Consider the following 13,712-nt stretch of genomic DNA (forward strand, 5'->3'; position numbering starts at 1 on the left):
TTCAGCATCACTAGCCGGATGCAGAATGTAGCGATCTTATTTTTATCCTAGAATTACTTTTACCAAACCCCTATAAATCAGTTTTTTACCCCAAATTGAAATTTTATTTATTCAATACCGTTATCTTTGCACTTCGGCCATGTGCCTAAAATGATGTTTCACGAAATACAAAATGCATGATTAGACTTATCTTTATGGCCTTCTCAATCGCAATATTCGGCAAAAGTCCGGTGAACGAGGTGGGGGTGGAAAAGAAGGAACTGAAAGAAACTAACATTATTGATTCAGATCTTCTTGCTATTGACTTCTGTGGCGAAGCCATTCCTTTATCAGAGCTTCGAATCGCCGAGCGATATCAAAACACGATCAGAAATTACGACAATCCCACTTTTCGTAAGCTGATGACCACAACAAGAAAGAGGATGCGGGTCATAGAACCCATTCTCAGGAAGTACGGAGTACCAGCCGATTTTAAATATATTCCATTGATAGAGAGTGCCATGAAGGACGAGGTAACATCCCGTCGCGGCGCAGGCGGATACTGGCAACTGATGCCTTCTACTGCCAAATCTCTCGGGCTGGTTGTAAACGAAACCAGGGACGACCGCAAACATTTGGTCAAATCGACCCACGCCGCAGGAAAATACCTGCGTGACTTGTATAAACAACTGGGTTCCTGGACATTAGTAGCTGCTGCTTACAATGCAGGCCCGACGCACATCCAGAACAGGATGGATTCGCAGAACAAAGATGATTATTTCAAGCTCCGTCTCAATTCCGAGACTGCGCGGTACATCTATAAGATCCTTGCCGTAAAAGAATGGTTCTCCAATCCCGAAAGAAGCCGCGAATGGGGAAGCGGTGACGTGGTAGACCGTATTTCTGCATTCAAGATTGCGCAGAAAAAAGCCGCAGCATTGGCCAAAGCCGAGATCTCGTCCGAGACCGGATCATAATCCCCACTATTTTATTTGAAAGTTGATAAGAAGAAAAGGATACATTATCCTTTTCTTTGTGTTGTTATGGCATGGGCCAAAACGTCCCCGGTAATACGTTCTTTAATTTTTAATACTCACTTTCAGACATGACAAAAGCGGAAATGATCACCGATAAGGGTACGATGCTTATCGAATTCTACGATGAGGATGCTCCCAATACGGTGAAAAACTTTGTTGATCTTTCTAAAAAAGGCTTTTACGATGGTGTAATCTTCCACCGCGTAATCCCTGACTTCATGATCCAGGGTGGTGACCCTACCGGCACCGGCCGTGGAGGACCTGGCTACAAAATTGATTGCGAACTGACAGGCGGCAACCAGTACCACGATCGTGGCGTGCTTTCTATGGCACACGCTGGCCGCAATACAGGAGGTTCACAGTTCTTCATCTGCCACAGCCGCAACAACACCGCACACCTCGACAGAAACCATACCTGCTTCGGCCGCGTGGTAGAGGGTGTTGAAACGGTTGACGCGATCCGTCAGGGTGACAAGATCCAGAAGATCACGATCATCGAAGAACAGGCGTAAGCTTTTCTGAATTATACAAAAAGGGGCCGGAAGTTGATTCCGGCCCCTTTTTGTATGTATATGTTGGCTATCTCACCAGAAATGCCCGTACAAGTATGAAATGATAGCGATCACGACTACCGCGCCGATTACAAACGTACGGTGTGGCATGAACATCGACGCATCGATGGCAAGGCCTTTCTTTTCGTCGGGCATGATCAAACCGAGAATTACCATTACCGCCACGCATATCAGGAACACTAGGCCCATGCGGTCGAGGAAAGGAACTTGCGTCCAATCGGCGAATGGGAAGTAGTTGTTGTGCATCGCCAATGCGATCAGGAACCCGCCCACGATCGCGAACAATGCGCCCGCGGAGTTGGTGCGTTTCCAGAAGAAACCCATGATGAAGGACGCGAAGATCCCCGGCGACAACAGACCTGTCATTTCCTGAATAAACTGGAAACCACCTTTTTTATCGATGCCCATATAAGGAGAAACGATGATCGCGAGGATCATTGAAATCACAACCACCGCACGGCCGATACGCACGAGCGTTTTCTCGTCGGCATTCTTGCCAATGTAGTTTTTGAAAATATCCAGTGTGAAAATCGTCGAAATACTGTTCGCTTTACCTGCCAGCGACGCCACTACTGCGGCTGTCAACGCTGCGAACGAAAGCCCCTTTAATCCGGTAGGAAGCAGGTTCAGGAGCACAGGATAGGCCTTATCTGCATTAATCACGCCGTCCTCACCGAGCATTTCCGCCTGGAACATGCCTTTGCTGTACAATGCATAAGCCGCAATACCCGGCAATACCACGATCACCGGCATCAGTAATTTCAGGAACGCAGCGAAAAGGATACCGTTACGCGCAGTTTTCAAATCAGCTCCCAATGCCCGCTGGGTAATGTATTGGTTACAGCCCCAGTAGTTCAGGTTCACGATCCACATACCGCCCAGCAATACCGCCAGACCCGGCAGCTGCATATAGAACGGGCTCGATTTTGGGAAAATCATGTGGAAGTGGTCGTCGTGATTGTCGCGCATTACTTTGAAACCCTGCACAATTCCTTCAACACCTGCATTATCGGATACCAGATTGATGGCCAGATAAGTGGTAGCCAACCCGCCGATTACAAGGAAAAACACCTGAATTACGTCAGTAAAACCGATTACCTTCATTCCGCCGATCGTAATGATAATAGCAAATGTCGCCAACGCGATCATACAGAACTGAAAATCAAGCCCTGAAATACCTGAAACGGCCAATGCGCCCAGATACAGGATCGAAGTAAGGTTAACAAGAATGTAAAGCGCCAGCCAGAAGACCGCCATAATCAAGCTCACCGATTGGTTGTATCGCTGGCTGAGGAACTGGGGCATTGTGTAAATTTTGTTTTTGAGATAGATAGGCATAAAAAAGACGGCCACTATCACGAGTGTTGCCGCCGCCATCCATTCGTAGGTGGAAATTCCTAGCCCCATTGAGAAACCATTTCCGGACATTCCGATAAACTGTTCTGCTGAAATGTTCGACGCGATCAGCGAAGCACCAATCGCCCACCAGGTAAGCGAGCCCTCCGCCAGGAAGAAGTCCTTTGTAGATTCAACTTTTGATTTTTTCCGCTGATAAATCCAATAACCGTAACCGGAGACTACAATGAAGTAAAAGAAGAAAACGACATAATCCAGGGTTTGTAATTGTTGCATTTCAAATAATAAAATAGATGAATGAATGAAATTGATCAGCTTAGATTGAAACGTACAGTATATTCAAAAAATAATACAAAATCTGAACAAACATGCCAATATTCGCTCCTCTTTTGAAAAGGAGCGCATAAATATAGCCTACAAGCACATATTCATAATGCTTTACTCTGATATTTTCTTTGAATCTTTAAAATGGTGCGGGCTCATGGGGCCATAGGCATCTTCAAAAGAGTTGCCTTGCCGCATACTCGCGATAAAACGCTGCAAACCAGCATCTCTGCGAAGCAAAAGCCAGTAGGAAACCTCCATTCCGGCTGTCATATAGGCAGTCATAACATGCTTCTGATCGCCGAGAAAGAACTCGCGCATAGTAGAAATATCTTTGAGCAAAAGCAGGTCGCGACCGTTGCGCGTGTAGTAACGCCACTCGTAACGGTAGGCCCGGTAACGCTCACGCGGCGTGGCTTCACTCACGAAACGCCGGTCGAGCATGAGCGCCAGGCCTTCGTTGAACCATTGGGGAATGTCATTAGTAGTGCGCCACCATCCAATGCGCTTCAACAATTCGATATGGCTCATTTCGTGCGCGATTACATCGGTGTTCATTCCCTGGGCATTCAGGATCACGTACGAACTTCCCCACGGCGTGCCAATACTGCATCCGGCACCCTCGTTGCTGCTGCAATACTTTTTGTATTGCTGCGCCGTCAGGCAGATGATGATTTTAGGATTGGATTTTTTACCCTGATAAAAAGAGTCAACGCGCGCCTCGGCGAGTGCAACGGTGCTTTTAAGGGTCTTGTATTTATTTCGGTTGATATCCGGGCTGAAATAGACCTTTTTATCGGTTGAATTAAACTTGGAGAATGCGATGAGCTCGCAGTAGAATATCTGAGGGTAAAGGAAAAAGAGGCTGCCCAACAGGACAATTAATCCGGTCAGAAGGAATCTGGAGACTTTCCGGAGTGGGTTGGGTTTCAAGAGAAAATATTTTTGCCACGAAGGGACCGCGATGGCGCCTTCGTGGCAATATAAGTGTTAATGCTTAAAGTGACGAACCCCCGTAGTTACCATCGCAACGCCATTCGCATTGCAATATTCCACAGAATCCTTGTCACGAATAGAACCACCCGGCTGAACAACCGCAGTAATGCCCGCGTGATGCGCGATTTCCACGCAGTCGGCAAACGGGAAGAATGCGTCGGAAGCCATTACTGCCCCATTCAGGTCAAAGCCGAACGCTTTCGCCTTCTCGATCGCCTGGCGCAATGCGTCTACGCGTGAGGTTTGGCCGGTACCGCTTGCCAGCAACTGGTTTTCTTTCGCCAGAACGATGGTGTTCGACTTGGTATGCTTGCAAACTTTCAATGCAAATTCAAGAGCTGTAACCTCGCTGGCAGTCGGCGCCTTCTCGGTAACAGTCGTAAACTGCGCCGCAACCTCGGTAGCCAGGTCTTTATCCTGCACCAATACCCCATTCAAAATAGTTTTGAACATAATCTGCGGCAACACCACTGCATTACGTTTCAGCAAAATGCGGTTCTTTTTGGATTTCAAAAGCTGCAACGCATCGTCGTCATAAGCAGGCGCGATGAGGATTTCCATGAACAGCTTGTTCAGCTCCTCCGCAGTGGCCAGGTCGACCTTCGTATTGGTAATAACCACACCACCGAATGCTGAAACCGGGTCACAAGCCAGCGCATTGTCATAAGCCTCTTTCGCAGTAGGCGCCGTAGCGATACCGCAGGCATTGGTGTGCTTGATGATCGCGAATGTAGGCTGAGCATCGGCAAATTCGTCGATCAGGCTCACGCACGCATCCACGTCCACGAGGTTATTGTATGAAAGCTCTTTTCCGTGCAGTTTGTCGAAAATACCTTCCAGGTAGCCATAGTAGGTCGCATTCTGGTGCGGGTTCTCGCCATAGCGCAGCGTTTGGGAAGCAAGGTTCGTAAAATCGAACAACTCTTTATCGGTCGTTTCTTTCCCGGATGTGAAGAAGCTGTTGATCGCTCCGTCATAATGCGAAGACACCCCGAATGCAAGGCCGGCATAGTAACGACGGTCTTCGATGTCGGTAGCACCCGCTTTCGCATTCAAAAGTTCAACCACTTCCGCATACTGGCTGCGGGATGATACAATCAATGTATCTTTAAAATTCTTCGCCGTTGCGCGGATCAGGGAGATACCGCCAATGTCTATCTTCTCGATAATGTCCTCCTCGCTCGCTCCGGATGCCACCGTTTCCTCGAAAGGATAAAGATCCACCACCACCATGTCGATGGCAGGGATATTGTATTGCTCAGCCTGCGCAACATCGCCCGCGTCGTCGCGACGGTACAAGATCCCCCCCATGATAGCCGGGTGAAGCGTTTTAACACGCCCGCCGAAAATCGAAGGATAACCGGTCAGCTCTTCGGCAGCGGTTACGGGAATGTTGAGATTTTCAATGAAAGTCTGAGTTCCTCCGGTCGAGTACAGCTTTACACCGTTGTTGTGCAGGAGGCGGACCAAAGGCTCAAGTCCGTCTTTGTAATAAACAGAAATAAGCGCGGATTGGATTTTTTTAGACATTGTGCAACGTTTGCTCTAAGATTACAAATGCGGGATTTTGCTTACATTCGGCATTTCGGCTTGTCCCATATGGAAAAATAAACCGCAAAGATAGCCGAAAAATCAACGAAACCGGAAGCGGAGCAGACGAAAAACAAAACGTTATCATTCTGAAACCAAGTTTAAAAAGCTAAAACCATGAACCTCGACCTGACCGGAAAAACAGCACTGGTATGCGGAAGTACCCAGGGCATCGGGCTCGCAGCCGCCGTTGAACTCGCATTGCTGGGTGCAAATGTGACCCTCGTCGCCCGGAATGAAGAAAAACTGCGGGAGGCCGTCGAAGACCTGGACACTTCCCTTGGCCAGCTCCACCGGTACGTGGTGGCCGATTTCGCCGACCATGAGGCCTTAAAATCCGCTATTGAAAATTACCTCCGTCTTTGTCCCGAGGTGCATATACTCGTCAACAACACAGGCGGTCCCTCCGGCGGGCCGATCATCGAAGCGGAAACCGGGCAGTTCCTGAAAACTTTTCAAATGCACGTCATCAACAACCAGTTCCTGGCGCAATCGGTAGTACCGTCGATGAAGAAGGAAGGTTTTGGCCGCATTATCAACATTATCAGCACCTCGGTGAAACAGCCGATTATCGGCCTGGGGGTATCCAACACCATTCGCGGGGCCGTAGCGAGCTGGGCCAAAACGTTGTCGCTCGAACTCGGGCAATATGGTATCACTGTCAACAATGTACTGCCGGGTTACACCGAAACGGCACGGTTGGATGCTGTGCTGGAAATGCGGGGCAAAAATCAGGGCAAAACCAGGGAGCAGGTGGCGGAAGAGCTGAAAGCGGGCATTCCTATCCGTCGGTTCGGCGAAGCGAAAGAAGTGGCTGCCGCGGTAGCTTTTCTGGCCAGTCCAGCGGCGGGAAGCATCAGCGGGGTGAGCCTTGCAGTGGATGGAGGAAGAACGGAGAGTTTGTGATCGTGATTTACAATTGGTTTATTTTAAACAAAACAGGCGCAGCATTATTGACGAGGTTGATCAGGAAAGGATGCCCGGCGATGGTAATCGGGCTGATTTGCTTCACCTCGCCATCTAGCGCATAACCGCTTTCCCTGGCCTGTAAAACTTCAAACTGCATATTACCTTTATTGATCAACACATTTCCGCGGCATGCATCGAGCGCCCCTAGTTGCGGAATGAAATGGGTAAAATTTCCGCCCACAATGAGGTCCGGCTTGCCATCATGGTTCACGTCCTCGCTCTGGATCGCATTCAGGCAGGAGAATTGTGCCAGGTATGGCAGTGCCACCACTTTGAACTGCCCTTTTCCGTCATTCACCGCAATGCCCGATTGCAGGTAAGTTGCCGATTTCTCCACCGCCGATTGGATCAGGTCGTCCGGAAAAAGGTCTTGAACCGTGAGCACCGCATATTCCGAGTGCTTGATACTTTTCTTTTTGAGAAAAGGGAATTGTGCGGTCATTTCGCGTTTCAGCAACACAGGAATGTCTTTCGAATCGATGGTTTTGGAAATGACCTTTTCTATGGTTCCGTTTTTATTGAAATCATTGATCCACATTTTTAGTGGCGCTCCCACCGCGGCTTTGAGTGTGAAGTTCTCTCCTATATTTCCCAATGCCAAGTCCTGATCGCCATCACCATCGAAGTCACCGGTTTTCAGCGAACCCCAAAAACCCGCGTACGCTTCGAGGCCAGTTGCTATCTTTTTGAAGCGACCTCCCGAAAACCTGAAAGCCACAGGTGCCATCCAATCTCCGACAACGATCAGCTCTTTCTGTCCCTCGCCATCGATATCAACCCAGGCCGCGTCGCGTACCATGCCCACCCGGGCCAATTCGGGGGCCATTGTCCTGGCAACGTCCTTAAAATTGCCTTTGCCGTCATTCTGGTAAATGTAACTCGAAGGGCTCGAACCATACTCGCGGGGAACGCTCCGGCTGCCTGCGAACAAATCGAGATCGCCGTCGCGGTCGAAATCTTCGGCCACGATCACCGCAGTGTTCATCGCATTGGGCGGCAATGCGCGGTTACTATGCGTAAAATTGCCTTTCCCGTCATTCAGGTAGAGGCGCGTGGGCAAATCGGGTTTACCGGCAAGGCTCTCATTTCCACCACTTCCAACAACCAGGTCGCGATCGCCGTCTCCATCCGCGTCGAAAAACAATGCCGCCGTGTCCTCAAAACCCACCGCATCGCCGAATGCCTTCTGCGGCGACTTCAAGAACTGACCGCCCTTTTGCAAATACAATTGTCCGCCCTGCCCTTTTCCACCGCACACATAAAGATCTTCGAGCCCATCACCATTCACATCACCGATCGCCGCTTTCGGACCTTCCTGTGAGAGCATTACCGGGATGTTTCTTTCATTGTAAAAATCCTCGTACCGGTTTTCCCGATGCGCATCAAGCCCCTTCACCGGCACATTCGTGAGCATTGGGCTCTGCCTGCTCACCCGCCCATTGTACGGGTCTTGGGCGTCGCCCATAGCCAGTGTCAATGTCGTATCACGCTTAGCAGCGCGGATGGTGGTCACTTTACTGCTCGGCCAGAGCACGCGTACCGAATCGATCGTCGCAATTTTCCCTAAACCGATCGTCAGCGGGTATTCCGTACTCGACTGAAATCCGCGGGACGGGCTCACTTGCTTGCTGAACACCTGCCCGCCAGCGTAGACCTCCACTTTGGCCCCGATAGCCCGGGTGTTCAGGCCAGCACCTTTGAGAATGAATTTAATGTAATGATTTTTGTCCTTCTGCGTTTCCGATTTGTTTTTATATACAAAACAGGGCTCATTTACATTATTGACCACCAGGTCCAGGTCGCCGTCGTTATCCAGGTCGGCATAAGCTGCGCCATTAGAAAACGATGCCTTCCCGAACCCGAACTCCCTCGCCTTCTCCTTGAATTGCAGGTTTCCTTCGTTATGGAAGAAATTGTTGGCAATGGGCGTAGAAGGCATGCGGTCGATGATTCCCTGCATGTTTTCCTTTTCGCCGGACATGACCATTTTACGTGTTACCTCGTTGGCAAAAAAGTCGATAAAGTCCTGATCGAGAATGTCGTGGTAAATACCATTGCACACGTAAATATCCGTCTTAGAGTCATTATCCGCATCGAAAAGCAATGCGCCCCAGCTCCAATCGCTCGCGGCCACGCCCGAGTAATTGGCAATTTCGCTGAATGTGCCGTCCTGATTGTTGAATTGGAGGCTGTTCTGCATAAACTGGTTATAGAAACCCTTCTCCTTTTTCAGATTAAAGAGGTAGTGGTTCTCAAACGAGGTAGTTGTTTTATAACGGTACTCGTCGCGCGGTAGCATGTCCGTTACGAACAGCTCGGGGTAACCGTCATTGTTAATATCCGCCATATCGGCTCCCATCGATGCGAGGCTCGTGTGCTTGATGCGCTTTTCGAGCTCTTCCGAAAAAGTACCGTCTTTTTGATTGATATACAGATAATCCTTCTCGTAGAAATCGTTGCAAATGTAAATATCGGGATAAAGGTCCCCATTGATATCACCCACGGTCACGCCAAGTCCGAAGCCGATCAGGCTTCCGTAAATACCTGCTTCCTCGCTTACATCCACGAATTTTCCTCCGTCGTTACGAAGCAACTTGGCCCCGCCGCCTTTGAGAAAGTCCTTCACGGGCCAGTCTTTCGCGCGGCGGTTGCGGTCGTTGGCGTAATTGAGGGTATTGACGGGAATAAAACTGTTGTTCAGCACATAGGCGTCGAGGTCGCCGTCAAGGTCATAATCCAGAAATGCGGCGTGCGTGGTGTAGCCTGTTTCATCCAGGCCGTATTTTTTGGCTGATTCTGTGAATGTCAGATCGCCGTTGTTGATATAAAGTGAATTACCCTGTTTATTCAAAAACTTCTGATAGCCCGCATTACAGACGTAAATATCCAGCAGGTTATCGCCATTCACATCGGCCATTACCACGCCGGTACTCCATTTGTCGGATTCGGCTACGCCTGCTTTCGCAGTGATATCCTCAAACTTCCAATTGCCTTTATTAAGGTAAAGTTTGTTTTCACCCATGTTGGCGGTGAAATAGATATCGGGAAGGCCATCATTGTTAATGTCGCCGATTGACACGCCGCCGCCGTTATAGAAATTACGGTAATTGAAAATGTTGATATCCTCCCGGTCCTCAATTTTGTTCACGAAGCCGATGCCGGTTTCGGATGCATCCATTTCTTCAAAAAGGGCGTTCGTATTTTTTTCGGAATCGGTGCAGGAGAACAAGGCACACAGGCCGCCGAGCAAGACCAGCATGCGGAAAGCGGCAAAACAGTTCGTCGTCATTATACCGGAATATTACTTACCACTCCCTGATGCGGGCTTTCCGACTCCCGCACCTTCCTTTTCGAAAGTGTCATAAAAATCGGCCAAAGTCGTAAACCCGTTCCAGCCCGACGGCGCATCCGAAGCAAAGATGCTATTCTGATCTGTACAAGCGCCAAAATCATTACTGCCGGCAGAACTTGTCCTATCAACTTTCAGATCCGTATGGAAAAAAGACGCAGCCAGCAGCAGGGTGAAAATTCCTAATTTCAAAAACAACGGTTTTGTCCTGGCGCGTGGAACAGCAGCCGGGAATTCATGTTGGCGGAGTACATGAAAGGATAAATTCATCATAGGTTAAATATAACTGGGGCTCAAAGGAGGTGATGATGTATCATTTTAACATTCGTTCCATACTTTGTTCGACAACATGCCAGATCAAAGCCGTCATTATGAATTTTAGGATGAAAAAATATAAACTTTACACCATGCCTTATACAAAATAATACAAAGAATCTGGATAATACAATACATGGAGCAAGCCCGAATGTCTCGCTTCCCACTTTACCCAACTTTTTGCTGGACTTCCTTCGCGGTTGTGCGTAACTTTGACTTCGTTATTTTTCCAGTTAATTGCATTTATGACATCCCTGTCTCCAGTATCAGATGCAGATCTGAGTTTGCTTGCACAACGCCTCGAAGGTGATCTCTTTTATGATAATACCATGCGGACGTTATATGCAACAGATGCGTCCGCCTATCGCGAAATGCCGATTGCCGTGGCGATCCCTAAATCGCTCGGTGATCTCAAAACGCTCATTTCGTATGCCACTGACAAGAAAGTTTCACTGATCCCCCGCACCGCAGGCACCTCGCTGGCCGGCCAGGTGGTAGGTAACGGTATAATAGTAGACGTTTCGAAAAATTTCAACAAAATACTTGAAATAAATGCAGAGGAACGCTGGGTACGTGTGCAGCCGGGTGTCGTGCGCGACGAGCTGAACATGGCCCTCAAACCCTACGGACTGTATTTCGGCCCCGAAACTTCTACCGCAAACCGCGCCATGATCGGCGGAATGGTGGGCAACAATTCCTGCGGCTCCAACTCCATCGTATACGGAAGCACGCGGGAGCATTTACTGGAAGTGAAGGCGATCCTGGCTGACGGCAGTGACGCCGAATTCAAGAATGTGAACAGCAACGATCTGCAGTCGCTACTGAACAACGCTCGCCAGAAAAACGGCAGCGCATCGCTTCTGGATAAAATATACCTAAAAACCGACGCTATCCTGAACTCGCCTGAAAACCAGGCCGAGATCCGGAAAAACTTCCCGAAACCATCCGTGGAACGTCGTAATACGGGCTATGCGCTCGATATGCTGCTGAATATGGCGCCTTATACCACAGGCACCGCTTCGGACAGGCCGTTTAATATGTGCAGCCTTATAGCGGGCTCGGAAGGAACATTGTGTTTTCTGACAGAAATTAAAGTCAATCTGGTACCGCTACCGCCTAAAACGCAGGGCCTGGTTTGCGTGCATTGCGATACGATTGACGAAGCTTTACGGGCGACCATTCTCACCCTCAAATACGGCCCGCAAGCGGTGGAGCTCATTGACGAGTACGTGCTGGAATGCGCGGCGACCAACGTCGAACAACGTAAAAATGCTTTTTTTGTCAAGAACAAGCCGGACGGCAAATTTCCCGCGATCCTGGTCGTAGATCTTTCGAGAGAGACCAGAGAAGAAGTGGAACAGCTGGCCGCCGATATGGAAAAGGAATTCAGAGCAGCCGGCATCGGTTTCCACTACCCGCTGCTTTTCGGGGACGACACCAAAAAAATATGGACACTACGGAAAGCCGGGCTCGGCTTGCTGGGCAATATTCCCGGTGATGAAAAAGCAGTAGCGGTGATCGAAGACACGGCGATCGACGTGTACGACCAGCCGGAATATATCCGTGAGTTCAACGAAATACTGAAAAAGAATGGGATGTCGGCCGTGCATTACGCACACGCAGGCTCGGGCGAGCTGCATTTGCGGCCGATTATTAACCTGAAAACCAGCGAGGGACACCGCCAATTCAGGATGATCGCGGAGGAAATCGCGGATCTGGTTAAGAAATACGACGGCTCGCTCTCGGGTGAGCACGGCGACGGCCGTCTGCGCGGGGAATTTATCCCGAAAATGGTCGGCCAGCATAATTATCAGTTGTTTAAAGACATTAAGAAGGCCTGGGACCCTAACAATATCTTCAATCCGGGCAAGATCGTCGATACCGCGCCGATGGATACGTTCCTGCGCTATGAGGCGGACCAGAAGACACCTGAATTCAAAACAAATTTCCGCTTCCACGACCAGGATATCCTCCAACACGCCGAGCAATGCAACGGCTCGGGGGACTGCCGAAAAACGCATTTGAGCGGCGGCACGATGTGCCCGAGCTTCATGGCCACCCGCAATGAAAAGGATACTACCCGCGCCCGCGCGAACATCCTGCGCGAAATGCTCACGCGCTCGCCCAAGGAAAACCGGTTCGACAACAAGGAGATCAAAGAAGTGTACGACCTATGTCTCGCCTGCAAGGGCTGTAAAGGCGAATGCCCTTCGAACGTGGATGTGGCGAAGTTGAAAATGGAGTTTTTGCAGCAGTATCACGATGCAAACGGCATTCCGGTACGCTCATGGCTGGTCGGTAATTTCTCAAAAATGACAGGTATTGCCAGCTACGTTCCCTGGGCCTACAACCTGATTTTCAAGAACGCGCCGCTCCGCAAGATCGCGAACACCGTCGTGGGTTTCCACCCCGAACGTACCATGCCGTTGCTGCACAGCACGACATTGAAAAAATGGTACGATCAGCGGAAGAGAAACGCCCCTAAATCGGAACGGAAAGTATACCTGTTCTGCGATGAATTTACCAATTACAATGATGTCGAGATTGGCAAAACCGCCATTCTCGCGCTCGAAAAGTTGGGTTATGAGGTTATTATACCAAATCACGGTCCTTCCGGGCGGCCGCAGCTTTCGAAAGGCTTGCTGAGAGATGCGAAGAAAATCGCGGAAGAGAATATCCGTCTGTTGAAAGACATTATCTCGCACGATACTCCGCTGGTAGGCATTGAGCCGTCGGCGATTCTGACATTCCGTGACGAATACCCCGACCTCGTGAGTGACGAATTGGTAGAAGACAGCAAAATGATTGCCCAGAACGCATTGCAATTCGACGAGTTTATCGCGCGCGAGATCGAGCTGAAAAACATTTCAAAAAACCAGTTTACCAAAGAGAAAAAGTTGATCAAGCTACACGGACATTGCCAGCAAAAAGCGATTTCGAGTATGATACCGACGAAAAAGATGCTTTCGCTACCCGAGAACTACACCGTACAGCTCATTCCCTCGGGATGCTGCGGTATGGCGGGCTCGTTCGGCTACGAGAAGGAGCATTTTGACATTTCCATGCAGATCGGCGAGCTGGTATTGTTCCCAACCGTTCGCCAGCAGCCGGAAGAAGTGATCATCGCTGCGCCAGGCACCAGCTGCCGCCACCAGATCCACGACGGAACCGGCCGGAAAGCGCTGCACCCGGCGGAAATCCTTTGGAATGCATTGATTTAAAAAT

At 49.5% G+C, this 13,712-nt stretch carries 9 protein-coding genes; 4 read left to right on the plus strand and 5 right to left on the minus strand.

The window, feature by feature from the left end:
- The first annotated feature begins 176 nt into the window (after positions 1-176).
- Together ACTJJJ_RS24995 and ACTJJJ_RS25000 are read left to right on the plus strand one after the other, a co-directional pair.
- A complete protein-coding gene (locus ACTJJJ_RS24995) occupies positions 177-956 on the plus strand; it encodes a lytic transglycosylase domain-containing protein (RefSeq protein WP_440703357.1) in 780 nt (259 codons plus the stop codon).
- A 128-nt stretch (positions 957-1,084) separates the two neighbouring features.
- On the plus strand, positions 1,085-1,528 hold the full coding sequence (locus ACTJJJ_RS25000; RefSeq protein WP_188936787.1) for a peptidylprolyl isomerase: 444 nt from the start codon (positions 1,085-1,087) through the stop codon (positions 1,526-1,528).
- Positions 1,529-1,600: 72 nt separating this feature from the next.
- Here the strand turns inward: ACTJJJ_RS25000 and ACTJJJ_RS25005 are convergent, their stop codons facing one another.
- From ACTJJJ_RS25005 to purH, 3 genes are all read right to left on the minus strand, one after another.
- Complete coding sequence (locus ACTJJJ_RS25005) at positions 1,601-3,220, minus strand: sodium:solute symporter family transporter (protein WP_188936789.1); 1,620 nt, start codon at positions 3,218-3,220, stop codon at positions 1,601-1,603.
- A 162-nt stretch (positions 3,221-3,382) separates the two neighbouring features.
- Positions 3,383-4,201: a hypothetical protein gene (locus ACTJJJ_RS25010; RefSeq protein ID WP_440703358.1), complete on the minus strand. Its 819-nt coding sequence runs from the start codon at positions 4,199-4,201 to the stop codon at positions 3,383-3,385.
- A 57-nt stretch (positions 4,202-4,258) separates the two neighbouring features.
- Positions 4,259-5,794 (minus strand): bifunctional phosphoribosylaminoimidazolecarboxamide formyltransferase/IMP cyclohydrolase, encoded by a 1,536-nt coding sequence (purH, locus tag ACTJJJ_RS25015; protein ID WP_440703359.1) that lies wholly within the window; start codon positions 5,792-5,794, stop codon positions 4,259-4,261.
- Between the two features lie 177 nt (positions 5,795-5,971).
- On the opposite strand from purH, the gene ACTJJJ_RS25020 reads away from it, so the two are divergent.
- Positions 5,972-6,760 carry an SDR family oxidoreductase gene (locus tag ACTJJJ_RS25020; protein WP_188936796.1) on the plus strand — a complete coding sequence of 263 codons (789 nt, stop codon included), beginning with the start codon at positions 5,972-5,974 and terminating at the stop codon, positions 6,758-6,760.
- A gap of 7 nt (positions 6,761-6,767) precedes the next feature.
- On the opposite strand, the gene ACTJJJ_RS25025 is transcribed toward ACTJJJ_RS25020, so the two are convergent.
- Positions 6,768-10,112 (minus strand): VCBS repeat-containing protein, encoded by a 3,345-nt coding sequence (locus ACTJJJ_RS25025; RefSeq protein WP_440703360.1) that lies wholly within the window; start codon positions 10,110-10,112, stop codon positions 6,768-6,770.
- Between the two features lie 12 nt (positions 10,113-10,124).
- On the minus strand, positions 10,125-10,364 hold the full coding sequence (locus ACTJJJ_RS25030; protein ID WP_440703361.1) for a hypothetical protein: 240 nt from the start codon (positions 10,362-10,364) through the stop codon (positions 10,125-10,127).
- A 368-nt stretch (positions 10,365-10,732) separates the two neighbouring features.
- On the opposite strand from ACTJJJ_RS25030, the gene ACTJJJ_RS25035 reads away from it, so the two are divergent.
- The gene (locus ACTJJJ_RS25035) at positions 10,733-13,708 is read left to right on the plus strand and encodes an FAD-binding and (Fe-S)-binding domain-containing protein (RefSeq protein WP_426291928.1); all 2,976 of its coding nucleotides are present in this window, start codon (positions 10,733-10,735) and stop codon (positions 13,706-13,708) included.
- The last annotated feature ends 4 nt before the right edge of the window (positions 13,709-13,712 follow it).

This window comes from Dyadobacter sp. 22481 (assembly GCF_052044875.1).
Lineage (GTDB): Bacteria > Bacteroidota > Bacteroidia > Cytophagales > Spirosomataceae > Dyadobacter > Dyadobacter endophyticus.

What these genes read in the sequence shown, in the direction of transcription:
- ACTJJJ_RS25035 (WP_426291928.1), top strand. Translation starts at nt 10,733, where the DNA reads ATGACATCCCTGTCTCCAGTATCAGATGCAGATCTGAGTTTGCTTGCA.
- purH (WP_440703359.1), bottom strand. Translation starts at nt 5,794, where the DNA reads ATGTCTAAAAAAATCCAATCCGCGCTTATTTCTGTTTATTACAAAGAC.
- ACTJJJ_RS25000 (WP_188936787.1), top strand. Translation starts at nt 1,085, where the DNA reads ATGACAAAAGCGGAAATGATCACCGATAAGGGTACGATGCTTATCGAA.
- ACTJJJ_RS24995 (WP_440703357.1), top strand. Translation starts at nt 177, where the DNA reads ATGATTAGACTTATCTTTATGGCCTTCTCAATCGCAATATTCGGCAAA.
- ACTJJJ_RS25020 (WP_188936796.1), top strand. Translation starts at nt 5,972, where the DNA reads ATGAACCTCGACCTGACCGGAAAAACAGCACTGGTATGCGGAAGTACC.
- ACTJJJ_RS25025 (WP_440703360.1), bottom strand. Translation starts at nt 10,112, where the DNA reads ATGACGACGAACTGTTTTGCCGCTTTCCGCATGCTGGTCTTGCTCGGC.
- ACTJJJ_RS25005 (WP_188936789.1), bottom strand. Translation starts at nt 3,220, where the DNA reads ATGCAACAATTACAAACCCTGGATTATGTCGTTTTCTTCTTTTACTTC.